The sequence below is a fragment of the Roseomonas sp. 18066 genome, assembly GCF_902706185.1.
Lineage (GTDB): Bacteria > Pseudomonadota > Alphaproteobacteria > Acetobacterales > Acetobacteraceae > Pseudoroseomonas.
In genome coordinates this window covers 30,553-48,209 of sequence record NZ_CACSJM010000011.1, presented here as the reverse complement: position 1 = coordinate 48,209, position 17,657 = coordinate 30,553, and the positions used below count along the sequence as shown (strand labels likewise).

Sequence of the window (17,657 nt, the reverse complement as noted above, 5' to 3'; positions counted from 1 at the left end):
GTCGATCCCCGGGAGCGCCCTGGAAACGCGGTCGCCCATCGGAGGGGTTGCCCATTCCCGATCGATCGACTTCTCTTCCCGGCAGATATCGGTGGCATTGGGCGGTGTCCTGGGAGCGATTCCGGGCATGGCTCCACGGAAAATCAATGACGTATAAAAATTTCGTGGAGAAACCCAGTGGCCACCGACACGCAGCCAGGAGGGACCGGGATGCTGCCCAAGATTTCCGCTGAAAGCCTGTCGTCGCAGCAGTTGGCTGCCAGCCTGGCGCCGCTGGACGGGCAGGTCGCCCTGCCGGGCCTGGCCGCGCCGGTGACGCTGCTGCGCGACGGCTGGGGCATCCCGCATCTGAAGGCCGCGGGCGCGCAGGATGCCTGGAGGGCGCTGGGCTTCGCCCATGCCCAGGACCGGCTGTTCCAGATGGAGCTGACCCGGCGCCGGGCGCTGGGGCGGGCGGCGGAATGGCTGGGGGAGGCGGCGGTGGCCTCCGACATGCTGGCGCGGCGTCTGGGCATGGAGGCCGCCTGCCGCCGCGATTTCGCCGCGCTGGGGGATGCGGCGCGGGCGATGCTGGAGGCCTATGCGGCGGGGGTGAACGGTTTCCTGGCCTCCGGCGCGCCCTTGCCCGTGGAATACCGGCTGCTCGGCGAACAGGCAGAAACCTGGGAGGCCTGGCACAGCATCGCGGTGATGCGGCGGCTCGGGCTGCTGATGGGCTCGGTCTGGTTCAAGCTGTGGCGCGCCGCCGCCCTGCCGGTGGTCGGGGCGGAGAATGTGGGGAAACTGCGCTACGACGATGGCGGCCGCGATCTGCTGACCATCCCGCCGGGGACGGATGCCGCGCGGCAGCAGGCCGACCTGGAGGCGCTGGCGCCGGCGATCCGCACCCTGCTCGAGTCGCTCGGCCGCGAGGGCCCGGGCGACGAGACCGCCGGCGGCAGCAACAACTGGGCGGTGGGGCCGGGCCGCAGCGGCACCGGGCGGCCGGTGCTGGCCGGCGACCCGCACCGCGTCTTCGAAATCCCCAACATGTATGCGCAGCACCATGTCGCCTGCGACGAATTCGACATGGTGGGGCTGACCGTGCCGGGCGTGCCGGGCTTCCCGCATTTCGCCCATAACGGCAGCGTCGCCTATTGCGTCACCCATGCCTTCATGGACATCCACGACCTGTTCCTGGAGAAGTTCTCCGAGGACGGCACCGCCACGCAGCATGGCGCGGGACACGCCCCCGTCACCCGGCGTCGCGACAGCATCAAGGTGCGCGACTCTGCCGAGCGCGACTTCGAGATCGTCGAGACCATCCATGGCCCGGTGATCGCCGGCGACCCTGCCAGCGGCACCGCGCTGGCGCTGCGCTCGGTGCAATTCGCCGAGGCCGATCTTTCCTTCGATTGCCTGCCGCGGATGACCCGGGCCAGGACGGTGGCCGAGCTCTACGAGGCGACGCGCGGCTGGGGGCTGATCGACCACAACCTGGTCGCCGCCGACACCCAGGGCCAGATCGGCCATCTGGTGCGCGCCCGGGTGCCGCGGCGGACCGCGGCGCATGGCTGGCTGCCGCTGCCCGGCTGGGATCCGGCCAATGACTGGCAGGGCTGGATCGCGCATGAGGAAATGCCCCAGGTCATCGACCCGCCCGAGGGGCTGATCGTCACCGCCAACAACCGGGTCGTCGCCGACGACCATCCCGACTATCTCTGCACCGACTGCCACCCGCCCTATCGCGCGTCGCGTATCCTGGAGCGGCTGCGCGCCATGCCCGGCTTCCGCCCGGAGGATGCGGCGGCGCTCCATGCCGACACGCTGTCGCCCAATGCGCTGCTGCTGAGCGACCGGCTGCGCGCGCTGGCGGAACCCGCCGACCCCGCCGCCGCGGCGCTGCGCAAGGCGCTGGCCGAGTGGGACGGCGACATGCGCGCCGGCAGCCCGCTGCCCACCGCCTATGTCGCGCTGCGCCGCGCGGCGACCCGGAAACTGGCCGAGCGCAGCGGGCTGCTCGATGTCGCGCGGCATCCCTGGACCGCGGTGGCGCCGGGGGTGGTGCCGCAGAACCAGCTGTGGTGGACGCTGCCCGACCTGCTGCGCCGCGACGATGTTTCTTTCACTGGCGGCAGCGATTGGAATTCCCTGCTGCAGGAGGCGCTGGTGGAAGCCGCCGCAGCCCCCGAGGTGGTCGCCCGGACACCCTGGGGCGAGGTGCACCAGCCGCGCTTCGTCCATCCCCTGTCGGAAAAATTCCCGGCGGCGGCGAGGCTGCTCGATCCGCCGTCACGCCCGGTCGGCGGCGACAACGACACGGTGCAGGCCAATGGGCTGCTCTGCAGCGCCGGGCCGCGCGCCGCCTATGGGGCGCTGGCCCGCTATGTCTTCGATGTCGGGGCCTGGGAGAATTGCCGCTGGGCGGTGTTCCACGGCGCCTCCGGCCAGCCGGGCAGCCCCTTCTACGACAACCAGAACGAGGCCTGGTCGGGCTGCGCGATGGTGCCGATGCTCTATGACTGGCCCGCGATCGAAGCGCAGGCCAGCCATCGCCAGGCGCTGACGCCTTAGGAAGCGAGCTCGCGCATCACCCCGATCAGGTCCGACTTGCCCTCGAAGCCGATGCCGGGCAGCTCCGGCATGGTGACATGGCCTTCCTCGACGCGGACGCCGTCGGGGAAGCCGCCATAGGGCTGGAACAGGTCGGGGTAGCTTTCATTGCCGCCGAGGCCGAGGCCGGCCGCGATCATCAGCGACATCTGGTGCCCGCCATGCGGGATGCAGCGGCGCGGCGACCAGCCCTGCTGCTGCAGCACCGCCAGGGTGCGCAGATATTCGACCAGGCCATAGGACAGCGCGCAGTCGAATTGCAGCCAGTCGCGATCGGGGCGCATGCCGCCATAGCGCAGCAGGTTGCGCGCATCCTGGTGCGAGAACAGGTTCTCGCCGGTGGCCATGGCGCCGGGGTAGAATTCGGCCAGCGCCGCCTGCAGCGCATAGTCCAGCGGGTCGCCCGCCTCCTCGTACCAGAACAGCGGGAATTGCCGCAGCGCCTTGGCATAGGCGATGGCGGTCTCCAGGTCGAAGCGGCCATTGGCGTCGACGGCCAGCTGCGCGCGCCCGTCGAGCTCGGCCAGCACCGCCTCGATGCGGGCGCAATCCTCGGACAGCGAGGCGCCGCCGATCTTCATCTTGACCACGTTGTAGCCACGGTCGAGATAGCTGCGCATCTCGCCACGCAGCGCGCCATTGTCCTTGCCGGGATAGTAGTAGCCGCCGGCGGCATAGACGAAGACGCGCGGATCGGCCTGCCGGCCATGCCGCTCCGCCAGCAGGCGGAACAGCGGCTTGCCCTCGATCTTGGCGACCGCGTCCCAGACCGCCATGTCGACGGTGCCGACGGCGACCGAGCGCTCGCCATGCCCGCCCGGCTTCTCGTTGGTCATCATCGCCGCCCAGACCTTCGCCGGGTCGATGTTGTCGCGGGCCTCGTCGCGCAGGCTGGCGGGGTCGGCCTCCAGGATGCGGTCGCGGAACCGCTCGCGGATCAGCCCGCCCTGGCCATAGCGGCCATTCGAGTTGAAGCCGTAGCCCACCACCGGGCGGCCGTCGCGGATGACATCGGTGACCACGGCGACCAGGCTGGTCGTCATCTTGGAGAAGTCGATATAGGCGTTGCGGATCGGCGAGGCGATCGGCTGGGTGATCTCGCGGACATCGACGATGCGCATCCGGCATTTTCTTTCTGGGCTGGTTTTCGGACAGAGGCCCGATTAGCCTGGCTTCCAGCCCTGCATCCAATGCCGTTTGACGAGGACTCCATGCCGATCCGGCATCACGCCCGATGGAACTGACCTGGCTCGAGGATTTCCTGGCCCTGGCCGAGCACCGGAACTTCTCCCGGGCCGCCGCGGCGCGCCATGTCACCCAGCCGGCCTTCAGCCGCCGCATCCAGGCGCTGGAAGCCTGGATCGGCACGCCGCTGGTGCTGCGCGCGCCGCAGGGCCTGCAGCTGAACGCCGCCGGCCAGGCGCTGCGCGACCAGGCCGTCGCCCTGGTGCGCGACATCCATGCCGCCCGCCGCGCCGCGCTGAAGGCGGCGGGGCGGGAGGGCGCGGCGCTGTCCATCGCCGCCACCCATGCGCTGTCCTTCACCTTCTTCCCCGGCTGGATGCGCGGCCTGTTCCCGCTGCCGGCGCCCGGCCTGCCGATGCTCGGGCCGCTGAACCTGGTCTCCGACAGCATGGCCGCCTGCGAGCGGCTTTTCGCGGCCGGCGATGCCGATTTCCTGCTGGCCCATGCGCAGGGCGAGGGCTCGGCCCGGCTGCCGCCCGGCGACTTCGCCAGCATCGTGGTGGGGCAGGACCTGCTGCTGCCGGTGGTGGCGCCCGATGCCGCGGGCAGGCCGCGCTGGTCGCTGCCGGGCAGCGCCGCGGCGCCGGCGCGGGCGCTGGCCTATAGCGCCGCCTCCGGCCTCGGCCGCATCCTCGAGGCGGCGCTCGCCGGCCGGGGCATCGCCATGGAGACGGTGGTGACGGCGCCGCTGGCCGCCGCGCTGCAGACCCTGGCGCGGCAGGGCCAGGGCCTGGCCTGGCTGCCGCGCAGCATGGTCGCCGAGGACCTGGCCGCCGGCCGGCTGGTCGAGGCCGGGGCGGGCTTCGCCATACCGGTGGAAATCCGCCTGTTCCGCCCGCGCCGCCGGCAATCCGCGGCGGCCGAGGCCTTCTGGGACAGGGCGAAGGCCCCGGCCTAGAAGATCCGCCTCAGCGGAGCCGCGCTTGTGGCTCGTCGCTGTCGAAGCCAGCGAGGCTCATGGTCGGCAGGTCGAAATAGTCGCGCGTCGAGGCATAGCCATGCCCGCCCATGCGGCCGACCGCGTCGATCAGCTTCGGGTCGATATGCAGCTGGGCATTCACCGCATCCGCCCGGATATGCGCATGCACCACCTGGCCCAGGATGATCTCGCGCGAGCTGCCGATGTCGAGGAAGGAATGCAGCCGGCATTCCAGCGCCGCCGGGGCCAGGGCGATGCGCGGGGCGCTGATCGCGGTGCCGGCGACGATGGCCAGGCCCGCGCGCTCCAGCTCGTCCACCTCGGGGCCGAAGGGCACGGCGCAGATGTTCATGGCCTCGACCAGCGCGTCGGAGACGATGTTGACGGTGAAGCAGCCGGTGGCGCGGATGTTGCGGCCGGTGTCCTTCGGCGCGCCATCGGCCTTGACCTCGACGCCCAGCGCCACGATCGCCGGATCGGCCGACAGGCAGTTGAAGAAGCTGAAGGGCGCGGCATTGGCGCGGCCCTCGGGGCTGGCGGTGGTGACCAGCGCGATCGGCCGCGGCACCACCGTGCCGATCAGGATCTTGTAGCGCTCGCGCGGGGTGAGCTGGGCGAAGTCGAAGCTGGCAACATCGGTCATGCGGATCGGGCCTTTGCGCGGCGCGGCGGGGAAGGGGCGGGGGTGCCGGCATAGCGGGCCAGGACCGCGCGCATGTCGCCGGGCTTCGGCGGCAGCAGCGCGCGGCCCATCACCGCCGCCAGGTGGTGGTCCATCAGGGCGCGGCAGGCGGGGGCGTCGCCCGCGCGGAGTGCGGCGATCAGCGCGCGATGCTCCTCGACGGCGCAGTCGGCCGAATGAGGCCGGCCATAGAGGGAGAGGATCAGCGAGCAGCGCGAGGCGAGCTCCGCGACATAGCGCTGCAGCAGGGCATTGCCGGTCAGCTCCGCCAGCAGCAGGTGGAATTCGCCGGCCAGCCGGATCGAGGTCGGGCCGCTGGTGGCCTGGGCCGCCGCCTCGGCCTCGACATGCGCTTCCAGCCGCGCCGCCTGCGCCGGCTCCAGCCGGCCGCAGAGCGCGTCGACCGCCAGCAGCTCCATGGCGCGGCGGATGGCGAAGACGTCGCGCGCCTCGGCGAGGCTGGGGGCGGCGACGCTGGCGCCGCGGTTGTGGCGCAGCTCGACCAGGCCCTCGGCGGCCAGCCGGCCCAGCGCCTCGCGCACCAGGGTCCGGCTGACGCCGAACTGGCTGGCGATCAGGTCTTCCGGCAGCTTGGCGCCGGGGGCCAGCGCCTGCTCCAGGATCGCCTGGCGCAGGGCCTGGTGGATCGCGGCGGCGCGCGGGGGAGACTTGGGGTCGGGTTCGGTCATGAAGGGCGCGGACCATGGCGGCAGGCGGGGGGTGCAGGCAAGATCAGCCATTGCCGGCACCAGCGATTGCATACAATACTGCGCCAGATTGTTGAACATTTTTCGCGATGGAGCCGGCGATGTCCCCTGCATCCCCCCAGGATCTGCTGCTGAAGACCGTCCGCCCGATGGGCGGGGCCAGCACCGACGTGCTGATCCGCGGCGGCCGCATCGCCCGCATCGCCCCCGACCAGGCGCCCCCCGAGGGCGTCCACGTCGAGGATGGCTGGGACGCGCTGCTGCTGCCCGGCCTGGTCGAGGCGCATACCCATCTGGACAAGACGCTCTGGGGCATGCGCTGGGTGCCGAACAGCGCCGGGCCGCGGCTGATCGACAAGATCGACAATGAGCGCCGCATCCGCCAGGAGATGGGCATCGACCCGGCGCGGCAATCGGCCCGCCAGCTGGTGCAGTCGCTGGCCAAGGGCTCGACGCATATCCGCACCCATGTCGATGTCGACACCAGCGTGGGCCTGGCCGGGATCGAGGGGCTGCTGGCCACCCGCGAGCGCTACCGCGACGCCATGGATGTCGAGATCGTCGCCTTCCCGCAATCCGGCCTGCTGGTGCGCCCCGGCACGCTCGAGCTCATGGAAGAAGCCATGAAGCTGGGCAGCGACGTGGTCGGCGGCCTCGACCCCTGCGGCATCGACCGCGACCCGAAGGGGCATCTGGATGCCGTCTTCGACCTGGCCCAGCGCTTCGGCAAGCCGGTCGACATCCATCTGCACGAGGCAGCGCTGCTCGGCGCCTTCAGCATGGAGCTGATCTTCGAGCGGACCCGCGCGCTGGGCATGCAGGGCCAGGTGGTGATCAGCCACGCCTTCTGCCTGGGCGACCCCGACACCGCCATGGTCGACGGGCTTTTGGAAGAAATCGCGGCGCTGGACATCGCCATCATGTCGACCGGCTCGGCCAGCCGGCCGGTGCCGCCGGTGGCCAAGCTGACGGCGCGCGGCATCCGCCTCTGCGCCGGCAATGACGGCATCCGCGACAGCTGGGGCCCCTATGGCAATGGCGACATGCTGGAGCGCGCCATGCTGCTCGGCCTGCGCAACAATTTCCGCACCGACCCCGAGGTGGAGCTGGCGCTGGCCGTCTGCACCACCGGCGGCGCCGCCACCATGCGGTTGGCCGATTACGGCGTCGCCGAGGGCTGCCAGGCCGATCTTCTGCTGGTCGATGCCGAGACCCTGGCGGAAGCCGTGGTCAACCGCCCCGAGCGCCGGCTGGTGGTCAAGCGCGGCCGCATCGTCGCCCGCGCCGGCCGGGCCCTGGTCGACGCCCCATGAGCGCCGGCCCGCGCACCCTGCTGACCGCCCGCTGGGTGCTGGGCCATGCCGAGGGCCGCCACCAGCTGCTGCGCGACGGCGAGCTGGTGGTGGAAGGCGACCGCGTCATCTTCGCCGGCCGCCATTTCCCCGGCGAGGTGCAGGCCCGCTTCGATGCCGGCGATGCGCTGATCGCGCCGGGCTTCATCGACCTGGACGCCCTGGCCGACCTCGACACCACCATCCTGGCGCTGGACAACCAGCCGGGCTGGCGCAAGGGCCGGGTCTGGCCGCGCAGCTACCAGGATGCCGGCCCGGTCGAGATGCTTTCTTCCGGTGATCTGGCCTTTCAGAAGAAGCATGCCTTCGCGCAATTGATCCGCAACGGCGTCACCTCGGCCCTGCCGATTTCTTCCCTGTTTTATCGCGAATGGGGCGAGACGGTCGAAGAGTTAGAGGCGGCGGCCGATGCGGCGATGTCGCTCGGGCTGCGCGTCTGGCTGGGCCCCGCCTACCGGACCGGCCATCTGCTGGTCGACGAGGCCGGCGCCATCGGCGAATATTTCGACGAGGCCCGCGGCTTGGCCGAACTGGAAAACGCCCTCCGCTTCTGCCGCGACCATTCCGGGCGGAGCGGCGGGCTGGTTTCGGCCATGCTGTCCCCCGACCGGATCGAGACCTGCACGCCCGCGCTGCTGCGCCGCACCGCCGATGCGGGGCGCGAGCTCGGCGTGCCGGTGCGGCTGCATTGCTGCCAGAGCCTGCTGGAATACCAGACCGTGCTGCGGCTGCGCGGGATGACGCCGCCGGAATGGCTGGACAGCCTGGGCTTCCTGCGCCCCGGCGTGCTGCTGCCGCATGGCGTCTGGACCAATGACAGCCCCGGCATCGCCCGCCCCGGCCGCGACCTGGCAATCATCGCGCAGTCGGGCGCCAGCATCGTGCATTGCCCGCTGGTGATGGCGCGCGGCGGCAGCATGCTGCGGTCGTTTCCGAAGCTGCGCGGCCTGGGCATCACGATCGGCCTCGGCACCGACACCGCGCCGCCCGACTTTTTTCTCAACATGCAGCTCGGGCTGATGCTGGCGCGCATCGCCGAAGGCTCGCCCGCCGCCTGCCGGTCGGAAGACATGCTGGACGCGGCCACGCTGGGCGGCGCGACCGCACTGGGACGCGGCGATCTCGGCCGGCTGCAGCCGGGGGCCAAGGCCGACCTGATCGTGGTCGAGCTCGGCCGGCCGCAACATGGCCAGGTGATCGATCCGGTGCAGACGCTGATGGTGGCGGGGCAAGGCCGCGACGTGCGCGACGTGATGATCGACGGCCAATGGGTGATGCGCGACCGCGTCATCCCCGGTGTCGACGAGCTGGCCGATGCCGCCCGCGCCCAGGCCCAGTTCGACCGGCTGGTGGCGCGCTATCCGCAGCGCACCCTCGGCCACCCGCCGGTGGCCGAGATTTTTTCCAGCAGCTATCCGCGGGTCTAATACACCAGGAAGCCCTTGATGGCGTCGAGCAGGGCCTCGGGCTCGTCGGCGCGGATCGAGTGGCTGCTGCGCTCGAAGATGCGCAATTCGCTGCCCGGGATCAGCCGGTGGATTTCCTCCGAGAATTCCGGCGGGCAGATCCAGTCATGCCGCCCGGCCAGGATCAGCGTCTTCGCCGTGATGGCTTTCAGCTCCGCGCGGATGTCGTAGTCGCGCAGAAAGCCGTCGGGGCGGAAGGCGCGGTTGAGGGCGGCGGGCTCGTGCAGGGTGCGGGCGCGGGCATCGGCGCCGGCGGCCGGGTCCTGCGCGCTCACCGAATAGAGCGGGCCCATCACCGCGTAGTAGTGCTTCAGCTTCTCGACCGTATCCAGCGTGCCGTCCCACAGCATGCCGCAGACCCGCTGCTGCTCGGGCGTGCCGCGCTCGGCGATGATCTTCTGCGCCGCCTGCATGAAGCCGCCATGCGCCGCGGTGACGATGGCGACCAGATGCGAGACGCTGTCCGGATAGCGCGCCGCATGCGCCATCGACACCATGCCGCCATAGCTGGTGCCCATTGAAACAAACTTCTCCACCCCGAGATACTGGCGCAGCGCCTCCAGGTCCTCGACATTCTCGTCCAGCGTGTAGCCTTCCGGGTCGCCCTTCTGCGAGCGCCCCTGGCCGCGATGGTCGACATAGACAAGCTGCATCCGCTGCGCCAGCGGCGAGAAGGACGGCTTGAAGCCGCTATGGTCGCCGCCCGGGCCGCCATGCAGGATGAAGGCCACCGGCCGCTCGCGCATCACCGGGCCATCGGGCACCAGCCCCGGCCCCTCGATGTCGAAATAGATCTTCGTGCCGCGGATGCTGGCGAACATGGCAAGGCCCTCTGGCTGGTCCGGGGCGCGATCCTGGCCCTGACCCCTGGCCTCGGCAAGACGCCTGCGGCAAGCTGGCGGCCTGGCTGGGCTGGTGGAGCGCGCGATGGCACCGACGGAAACCCTGGACGACCCGCGCCCCGACCCCTGGTCGCGGCTGCGCCAGGCGACGCCGGCCCGCATCGGCCTGGGCCGCGCCGGCGACGCGCCGCCGCTGCAGGCGGTGCTCGACTTCCAGCTGGCGCATGCCAAGGCGCGGGACGCGGTGCACACGCCGCTCGATATTCCGGGCATCCTGGCCGGGCTGGGCGACACACCGCACCACCTGGTGCAGAGCCAGGCGGTGGAGCGGAGCCTCTATCTGCGCCGCCCCGATCTGGGCCGGCTGCTGGCCGAGGACAGTCGCGCCTCGCTGACGCCAGGGCGATGGGATGCGGTCTTCATCATCGCCGACGGGCTGTCGGCCACCGCCGTGCAGCGCCATGCGGTGCCGCTCTGGGAGGCCACGCTGGCGCGGTTGCCGGGCTGGAAGCTGGGGCCGGTGGTGGTGGCGACGGGCGCGCGGGTGGCGCTCAGCGACGAGATCGGCGGCGCGCTGGGCGCCGATCTGGCGGTGATGCTGATCGGCGAGCGGCCGGGCCTGTCGGTGGCGGACTCCTTGGGCGTCTACCTGACCTGGGCGCCGAAGCCGGGGCTGCGCGATTCGGCGCGCAACTGCATCTCCAACATCCACCTCTCGGGCGGGCTGTCCTATGCGGCGGCGTCGTCCAAGCTGGCCTGGCTGATGACCGAGGCGCGGCACCGCCGGCTGACCGGCGTCGCGCTGAAGGACGACCAGCCGGCGGCGCTCGAGGCCCCGCCGGCCGGGCTGCCGGCGCCCTGATCTCGCGGGCCGCCGGCGGTCGGGCTCAGACGGCGGCCAGCGCCGGCTGCGCCGCGAAGATCGCGCTGTCGTCGTTGAAGCCCTTGAATTCCAGCGCATTGCCGGCGGGGTCGAAGACGAACAGCGTCGCCTGCTCGCCCGGCTGGCCTTCGAAGCGGATCTTCGGCTTCAGGCACCAAACGGTGGAGGGCTCGGCCTCGAGCCGGGCGGCCAACGCGCGCCAGGCCGGCATGTCCAGCACCACGCCGAAATGCGGGATCGGCACGGCATCGCCGTCGACGCCGCCGCGGGCCGGGGCGCGCGGCGCGTCGGGCAGCAGGTGGGCCGACATCTGGTGGCCATAGAGGTCGAAGTCGATCCACTTGCCCGGGCTCTCGCGGCCGATCGCGCAGCCCATGACCTCGGCGTAGAAGTGGCGGGTGGCCTCCAGGTCGGAGACGGGGAAGGCCAGGTGGAACGGACGCATGTCGCAAAGATCCTGTGCAGGCCGAGGTAGTTCGGACGGCCGGCTGACTAGCCGCTCGGCGGCCTAAAGGAAAGTTTGCGGCGCTTTTTCCGGCAGGGGGAAAAGCCTGGCGAGGCGGTCGGCGAGCGCCCGGTCGCCGGCCAGCCGCACCTCGCCCGTCGCCTCCAGCGCTGCCCAAGGCTGGCCGCCATAGATCGCCGCGGCCAGCAGGCGCGGGGGGCCTTCCAGGATGAGGTCGGCATCCTCGAACGGCGTTTTCCGCGCAGCGATCGCCCCGTCACCAATGGTGACCAGAAATTCTTCATGGCCGAGGCGGAAGCCGATCCGCGCCGCGAGCTCCCCCGCCAGCGCGGGCGAGAACATCGCGCCCAGCGACAGCATCAGCGAGGACGCGCTGAAGGCGAGCGTCGGGTCGTGCGCGGGCGAGCGCGCCGCCCAGCGGCCCAGCGCCTGGAAGATCGGCGCGCTCTCCAGCCCCCAGTCGGTCAGGGCATAGAGCTGCGCCGAGACCGGCGGCGGCATGCGGATACGGCGGACCACCCCGGCCGCCTCCAGCCCCTCCAGCCGCTGGGTCAGCACGGTGGCGCTCAGCCCGGGCAGTCCGGCCCGCAATTCGGAAAAACGCTTCGGGCCGAAGAACAGCTCGCGCATCACCAGCAGCGACCAGCGCTCGCCCAGCAGCTCCATGGCATGGGCGGTGGCGCAGGCATCCTGGTACCAGCGGCCGCGCGGCCTCGCGGAAGCGTCAGTAAGTTTTTCTGACTTCATGGTTGCAAAGACTAACCACTCTTGGCAGCCTGCGTCCAGGCACAGCAAAGGGAGCGCGCGTCATGGCCAGGCTGATTTTCGTGAACCTGCCGGTGACCGACCTGGCGACGTCGGTTTCTTTCTACGAAGCGATCGGCGCGGTGAAGAACCCGCAATTCAGCGACGACACCGCGGCCTGCATGGTCTTCTCCGAGACCATCCACGCCATGCTGCTGACCCACGACAAGTTCCGCCAGTTCACCGCGAAGACGATCGTCGACGCCAAGACCTCGGCCGAGGTGCTGCTGTGCCTCTCCGCCGACAGCCGCGCCGAGGTCGACGACCAGGTCGCGAAGGCGGTCGCCGCCGGCGGCAGCGCCGATCCGACGCCGGTGCAGGATTACGGCTTCATGTTCGGCCGCAGCTACGAAGATCCCGACGGCCACATCTGGGAAATCATGTGGATGGACCTGGAGGCGGCCAAGGCGGCGATGGGCGGCGGCCATGGCTGAGGCGCCGGCAGGGCTGGTCACCTGCCTCTGGTTCGACGGCCAGGGCGAGGCGGCGGCGCGCTTCTATGTCGAGGCCTTCCACCGCCTCGGCCGGCCCGCGGCGCTCGGGCCGGTCGTGCTCTGCGGCCCGGGCCTGCCCGCGGGCGCCGAGGGCAGCGTGCTGACGGCGAGCTTCACCCTCGACGGGCAGCCCTTCCTGGCGTTGAACGGCGGGCCTTTCTACAGCCTGTCGCCCGCCGCCTCGCTGATCTTCTACGCGGAAGACCAGGCGGCGCTGGACCAGGCCTGGGCGGTGCTGGGCGAGGGCGGCAGCCCGACCCGCTGCGGCTGGCTGGTCGACCGCTTCGGCCTGTCCTGGCAGGTGATGCCGGCGGCGCTGCCGCGCTGGCTGACCGAGGGCAGCACAGCCCAGCGCGACCGCGTGGTCGCCGCGCTGATGCCGATGGTGAAGGTGGAGATCGCCGTGCTGGAGGCGGCGTTCCGGGGGTGAGGGGCACGCCCCGCTAAGCGTCTCTACACCCTTCTGCGCTTCACTCCGCCGGGGCCCCGTTGGGGGGCCACGGATGGGGGACGATGCAGGGCGGATGCCGGACGGGACGGGCAAGGCCAGAATGCTGCGGGCGCCGGCCAGGCGGGGCGGCCGGGCGGTGACGCTGCGCGGCCTGGCGCGCCCGTGGCGGTTGCGCTTCCTTGCCTGGCGCCGCCGCCGCGCCCGCCGCGCGCAGGGCCCGCCACGGCCGGGCCGCGGCCTGACCGGGGGGGCGGCGCTGCTGGCGCTGTTCGGCTGCGCCGCGCTGATCGGGCTGGAAGGCTGGCACATCTGGTCCGACCGCCGCGTCAAGCTGCGCGCCGTCGAGGTCAGCGCCACCAACCTGGCCCGCTCGCTGATGCAGCACACCGAGGACAGCTTCGAGCTGACCGACATCGTGCTGCTCGACCTCGCCGAGCGGCTGGCCAATGACGGCACCGGCGCCATCGCGCGGGAGCGGCTGCACCAGCTGCTGGCCGGCCATGCGCTGGGCCTGGCCTCGGGCGCCAATTTCTTCGTCTATGACGCGCAGGGGCATTGGGTCGCCAGCTCGCTCAGCGACCTGCCGCGCGAGATCAGCGTCGTCGACCGCGACTATTTCCGCCACCACCGCGACATCCCCGGTAGCGGCCGCTATCTCGGCCTGCCGGTGCTCAGCCACTGGCGCAACCTCTGGATCGTCACCCTGACCCGGCGGCTGCAGAATGCCGATGGCAGCTTCGCCGGCGTCATCCTGGCCTCGATCGACTCCGAGTCGCTGTCGCGCAACTTCGCCCGCTTCGAGCTCGGTGCCGGCAGCGCCATCGGCCTGCTGCGCGCCGACGGCATCCTGCTGGCGCGCCACCCCTTCGACCCGCGGCTGACCGGCAGCAGCTTCGCCCATGCCGAGCTGTTCCGCCATCGCCTGCCCCGCGCCGACAGCGGCGCCTTCGAGCAGTTCTCGCCGATCGACCAGGTCGCCCGCATCACCGCCTTCCAGCGCGGCGAGCGGCTGCCGCTGGTGATGACCGTCTCGGTCGGGCGGGAGGCGGCGCTGGAGCTGTGGAAGCGCGAGGCGGTCTGGCGGCTGGGCGTCGCCGGGCTGCTCTCGACCCTGCTGGCGCTGCTTGGGCTGCGGCTGGTCGGCCAGGCCGGCCAGCGCCAGGAGGCCGAGCGGCGGCTGTCGGAACGCGAGGCCGAGTTCCGCCTGCTGGCCGAGAATTCCTCCGACCTGGTGGCCCGCGTCGGCGCCAATGGCTGCTTTCGCTATGTCTCCCCCGCCTCGCAGCGGCTGTTCGGCGCGGCGCCGGAGGCGCTGGCCGGGAGCGCGGTGATGGAGCAGGTGCATCCCGGGGACCTCGCCATGGTCACCGCCGCCATCGAGCCGCTGCGGCTCGGCCTGGTCGAGGAGCTGCGGGTCAGCCACCGGCTGCGCCATGGCGGCGGCGAGGTCTGGATCGAGGCCGCGCTGCGCGCCACCCGCGATGCCGCGACCGGCGCCATCGGCGGCACCATCGTGGTGATGCGCGACGTCACCGCCCGCAAGGCGGAGGAGCGCCAGCTGGAGGCGCTGGCCCGCACCGACGGGCTGACCGGCATCGCCAACCGCCGCGGCTTCGACGAGGCGCTGGCGCGCGAATGGCGCCGCTGCGCGCGCGAGGCGCTGCCGGTGTCGCTGCTGCTGCTCGATGTCGACCGCTTCAAGCTCTACAACGACCATTACGGCCACCAGCAGGGCGATGCGACCTTGCGCGCCGTGGCCCAGGCGCTGGCCGCCCAGGCGCGCCGCCCCGGCGACCTGACCGCGCGCTATGGCGGCGAGGAGATGGTGCTGCTGCTGGCCGGCAGCGAGGCGCCGGAAGCGCTGCTGCTGGCCGGGCGCGCGCGCGCCGCCATCCAGGCCCTGGCCATCCCGCATGAGAAGAGCCCGCCTTTCGGCGTCGTCACCGTCTCGATCGGCGTCGCCACCGCCTGGCCGCAGCCGGAAGCGGAGGGCGTGCCGGGGCCGGAGGCGCTGGTCGCCGCCGCCGATGGCGCGCTCTATGTCGCCAAGCGCCAGGGCCGCAACCGGGTCGAGACCACCGAGACCGTGCCGCCCGCCCCGCCGCCGCCGCCGGCGCTGCCCGACGAGGCGGCGCGGCTGGCCGTGCTGCGCCGCTACGAGGCCGCCGGCATCGGCCCGGCCGATGTCGACCTGGACCGCATCACCGCGCTGGCGGCGCGCTGCTTCGGCACGCCGACGGCGGTGGTCTCGCTGGTCGGGCAGGACCGGCAGGACTTCGTCTCCCGCGTCGGGCTGGACTGCGACGGCACGCCGCGCGCCGATTCCTTCTGCGCCCATACCATCGCCGGCGAGGGCGCCACCTTCACCGTGCCGAATGCCGCGGCCGACTGGCGCTTCGCCGGCAATCCGCTGGTCACCGGCGCGCTGCATCTGCGCTTCTACGCCGCCGCGCCGCTGATCAGCCCGGAGGGCGGCCAGCGCCTGGGCGCGCTCTGCATCATCGACAGCCAGCCGCGCCCGCCGCTGACCCCGGCGCAGGAGCGGCTGCTGGCCGCCTTCGCCGCGCTGGTGGTCGACCACATGGAAGAACGGCGCAAGCTGGCGGCGGTGTGAGCCGGGCGCTTACTCGTCGTGATGGTGGTGGTGGGCGTCGCCGGCCTGCGGCGCCACCACCAGCAGGCTGCCATGGCGGACGCCGCGCTGGCCGGTGACGGCCTCGGCGAAGCGGCGGATCTCGGCGCCGTCGCCTTTCAGCACCGCGACCTCCAGGCAGTTGTGGTGGTCGAGATGCACATGCATCGTCGCCACCGACAGGTCGTGATGGTCGTGGAAGGCATTGGTCAGCCGCTCCGGCAGGTCGCGCCGGTGGTGGTCGTAGACATAGGCGATGGCGGCGGCGCAGGGCCCCTCGGGCGGGGGCGCTGCCTGGCGCAGCCCGGCGCGGATCAGGTCGCGGATGGTTTCCGAGCGGTTGCCGCCCCGGCCTTCCTGGATGCCCAGCGCATCGACTTCCTGCAGCAGCGCCTCGTCCAGGGTGATGGTGATGCGCTGCATCCGGGATCTCCGCGGCCGGCATTCCACCGGTTGATATGATGTTTCTTCCAATTTAGCATACCGGCCGCCCGGGCTTCAGGGCCGATCCCGAGGAAAAGCCGGATGCTGCGTCGTCGCCTGCTGCAAGCCCTGCCCGCTTTGGCGGCGCCGACCGCCGGAAGCGTACAAGCCCAGGCTCAGGCTCAGGCTCAGGCCCAGGCTCAGGCGGGCAGGCGGCGGCTGACCTTCTCCTGGCCCAGCAATGCCGGGCCGCTGCATCCGCATCTCTATTCGCCCAACCAGATGTACGCCCAGTCCATGCTCTACGAGCCTCTGGTCCGCTATGTCGAGGGGGGCGGCATCGCCCCCGCTTTGGCGACCGCCTGGGCGCTGGAACCGGATGGCCGGAGCTGGCGCTTCGCGCTGCGGCCGGGGGTGCGCTTCGCCGACGGCACCGCCTTCGATGCCGCCGCGGTGGTGGCCAACATCGAGGCGGTGCTGCGCAACCGCCCGCGCCATGCCTGGCTGGCCCTGGTCGAGCGGATCGAGGGCGTCGAGGCGCTCGACCCTTCCACCGTCCGGCTGCGGCTGAAGGGCGGCTACTACCCGACGCTGCTGGAGCTCGCCTTGCCGCGGCCATTGCGCTTCGCCTCGCCGGCGGCGCTGCGCCCGGATGGCAGCCTGGCGGCGCCGATCGGCACCGGCCCCTGGATGCTGGCCGAGACCATCCGCGGCCAGCACGACCTGTTCCGCCGCAACCCGCATCACTGGGGGCCGAAGCCGGCGCTGGAAGAAGTGCTGGTGCGCGTCGTCGGTGACAGCAATGCCCGGGCGCTGGCGCTGGAGGCCGGCGAGATCGACCTGACCTATGGCACCGACCAGCTCGACGGCGACACCTTCCGCCGGTTCGCGGCGGACCGGCGCTTCACCACCGCGATCTCGCCGCCGATCGGCACGCGGCTGCTGGCGGTGAATGCTTCCCGGTTTCCGACCGAGGAGCTGGCGGTGCGCCAGGCCATCGCCCAGGGCATCGACCGCGCGGCGCTGGTCAAGCACGTCCTGCTCGACACCGAGCCGGCGGCGGAAACCCTCTTCGCCGAGAATTTTCCGTATACGGGCCTCGGCCTGCGCGCCCCCGGCTTCGACCGGCCGGCGGCCATCGCCCGGCTGGAGGCGGCGGGCTGGCGCCTGCCCGCTGGCGGCCGCATCCGGCAGCGTGACGGCAAGGCGCTTGCCCTCGACCTGTGCTTCACCGGCAGCGACGCGCTGCAGAAGGCGCTGGCCGAGGCGATCCAGGGCGACCTCGCCCGCATCGGCATCGACGGAAAGTTGATCGGCGAGGATGCCGGCACCTATGACGGCCGCCAGCGGTCCGGCGAGTTCGGCATGATCTTCGGCGACAGCTGGGGCGCGCCCTATGACCCGCATGCCTTCATGGGCTCGATGCGGGCGCCGGCCCATGCCGACTACCAGGCGCAGCGCGGGTTGCCGATGAAGGAAGAGATCGACCGTCGCATCACCGGCGTGCTGGCCAGCACCGAGGAGGCGGTGCGGGCTGCGGAATATCGCTGGCTGCTGACCACGCTGCACGAGCAGGCGGTGTATTTCCCAGTCTCCTTCCTGACCAACAAGGTCGTGCACCGGCGGGAGCTGGGAAAGGTGCCCTTCGGCGCGACTCAGACAGAAATCCCCTTCGCGCTGATCGGCCAGGGCTGACCCG

At 71.7% G+C, this 17,657-nt stretch carries 16 protein-coding genes; 9 read left to right on the top strand and 7 right to left on the bottom strand.

Going from position 1 to position 17,657, the window contains the following annotated elements:
- Nucleotides 1-210: 210 nt before the first annotated feature.
- Nucleotides 211-2,553: a penicillin acylase family protein gene (locus tag GVN67_RS04030; RefSeq protein ID WP_159993045.1), complete on the top strand. Its 2,343-nt coding sequence runs from the start codon at nucleotides 211-213 to the stop codon at nucleotides 2,551-2,553.
- Here the strand turns inward: GVN67_RS04030 and GVN67_RS04025 are convergent.
- A complete protein-coding gene (locus tag GVN67_RS04025) occupies nucleotides 2,550-3,713 on the bottom strand; it encodes a mandelate racemase/muconate lactonizing enzyme family protein (RefSeq protein WP_159993043.1) in 1,164 nt (387 codons plus the stop codon). The genes GVN67_RS04030 and GVN67_RS04025 overlap by 4 nt on opposite strands.
- A 113-nt stretch (nucleotides 3,714-3,826) precedes the next feature.
- Here GVN67_RS04025 and GVN67_RS04020 point away from each other — a divergent pair, with 113 nt between their 5' ends.
- A complete protein-coding gene (locus GVN67_RS04020; RefSeq protein WP_159993041.1) occupies nucleotides 3,827-4,735 on the top strand; it encodes a LysR family transcriptional regulator in 909 nt (302 codons plus the stop codon).
- A gap of 10 nt (nucleotides 4,736-4,745) precedes the next feature.
- Here the strand turns inward: GVN67_RS04020 and GVN67_RS04015 are convergent, their stop codons facing one another.
- Complete coding sequence (locus GVN67_RS04015; RefSeq protein WP_159993039.1) at nucleotides 4,746-5,399, bottom strand: flavin reductase family protein; 654 nt, start codon at nucleotides 5,397-5,399, stop codon at nucleotides 4,746-4,748.
- On the bottom strand, nucleotides 5,396-6,127 hold the full coding sequence (locus tag GVN67_RS04010; protein ID WP_159993037.1) for a GntR family transcriptional regulator: 732 nt from the start codon (nucleotides 6,125-6,127) through the stop codon (nucleotides 5,396-5,398). The genes GVN67_RS04015 and GVN67_RS04010 overlap by 4 nt, the downstream gene beginning before the upstream one ends.
- A gap of 119 nt (nucleotides 6,128-6,246) precedes the next feature.
- On the opposite strand from GVN67_RS04010, the gene GVN67_RS04005 reads away from it, so the two are divergent.
- Nucleotides 6,247-7,458 (top strand): amidohydrolase family protein, encoded by a 1,212-nt coding sequence (locus GVN67_RS04005; RefSeq protein WP_159993035.1) that lies wholly within the window; start codon nucleotides 6,247-6,249, stop codon nucleotides 7,456-7,458.
- Nucleotides 7,455-8,924 carry a chlorohydrolase family protein gene (locus GVN67_RS04000; protein WP_159993033.1) on the top strand — a complete coding sequence of 490 codons (1,470 nt, stop codon included), beginning with the start codon at nucleotides 7,455-7,457 and terminating at the stop codon, nucleotides 8,922-8,924. The genes GVN67_RS04005 and GVN67_RS04000 overlap by 4 nt, the downstream gene beginning before the upstream one ends.
- Here GVN67_RS04000 and GVN67_RS03995 read toward each other — a convergent pair.
- A complete protein-coding gene (locus GVN67_RS03995; RefSeq protein WP_159993031.1) occupies nucleotides 8,921-9,784 on the bottom strand; it encodes an alpha/beta fold hydrolase in 864 nt (287 codons plus the stop codon). The genes GVN67_RS04000 and GVN67_RS03995 overlap by 4 nt on opposite strands.
- A gap of 106 nt (nucleotides 9,785-9,890) precedes the next feature.
- On the opposite strand from GVN67_RS03995, the gene eutC reads away from it, so the two are divergent.
- A complete protein-coding gene (gene eutC / locus GVN67_RS03990; RefSeq protein WP_159993029.1) occupies nucleotides 9,891-10,667 on the top strand; it encodes an ethanolamine ammonia-lyase subunit EutC in 777 nt (258 codons plus the stop codon).
- 25 nt (nucleotides 10,668-10,692) lie between these two features.
- On the opposite strand, the gene GVN67_RS03985 is transcribed toward eutC, so the two are convergent.
- Nucleotides 10,693-11,133: a VOC family protein gene (locus GVN67_RS03985; RefSeq protein ID WP_159993027.1), complete on the bottom strand. Its 441-nt coding sequence runs from the start codon at nucleotides 11,131-11,133 to the stop codon at nucleotides 10,693-10,695.
- A 63-nt stretch (nucleotides 11,134-11,196) separates the two neighbouring features.
- Nucleotides 11,197-11,901: a helix-turn-helix domain-containing protein gene (locus tag GVN67_RS03980; RefSeq protein WP_159993025.1), complete on the bottom strand. Its 705-nt coding sequence runs from the start codon at nucleotides 11,899-11,901 to the stop codon at nucleotides 11,197-11,199.
- Between the two features lie 62 nt (nucleotides 11,902-11,963).
- Between GVN67_RS03980 and GVN67_RS03975 the strand changes: the two genes are divergently transcribed.
- From GVN67_RS03975 to GVN67_RS03965, 3 genes are all read left to right on the top strand, one after another.
- On the top strand, nucleotides 11,964-12,392 hold the full coding sequence (locus GVN67_RS03975) for a VOC family protein (RefSeq protein WP_159993023.1): 429 nt from the start codon (nucleotides 11,964-11,966) through the stop codon (nucleotides 12,390-12,392).
- Nucleotides 12,385-12,882: a VOC family protein gene (locus tag GVN67_RS03970; protein WP_159993021.1), complete on the top strand. Its 498-nt coding sequence runs from the start codon at nucleotides 12,385-12,387 to the stop codon at nucleotides 12,880-12,882. Before GVN67_RS03975 ends, GVN67_RS03970 begins: the two co-directional genes overlap by 8 nt.
- Nucleotides 12,883-13,003: 121 nt before the next feature.
- A complete protein-coding gene (locus GVN67_RS03965; RefSeq protein WP_159993019.1) occupies nucleotides 13,004-15,517 on the top strand; it encodes a diguanylate cyclase in 2,514 nt (837 codons plus the stop codon).
- 9 nt (nucleotides 15,518-15,526) lie between these two features.
- Here GVN67_RS03965 and nikR read toward each other — a convergent pair whose 3' ends face one another.
- Nucleotides 15,527-15,958 (bottom strand): nickel-responsive transcriptional regulator NikR, encoded by a 432-nt coding sequence (gene nikR / locus GVN67_RS03960; protein WP_159993017.1) that lies wholly within the window; start codon nucleotides 15,956-15,958, stop codon nucleotides 15,527-15,529.
- 102 nt (nucleotides 15,959-16,060) lie between these two features.
- Here nikR and nikA point away from each other — a divergent pair, with 102 nt between their 5' ends.
- The gene (gene nikA / locus GVN67_RS03955; protein WP_159993015.1) at nucleotides 16,061-17,653 is read left to right on the top strand and encodes a nickel ABC transporter substrate-binding protein; all 1,593 of its coding nucleotides are present in this window, start codon (nucleotides 16,061-16,063) and stop codon (nucleotides 17,651-17,653) included.
- Nucleotides 17,654-17,657 lie beyond the last annotated feature (4 nt).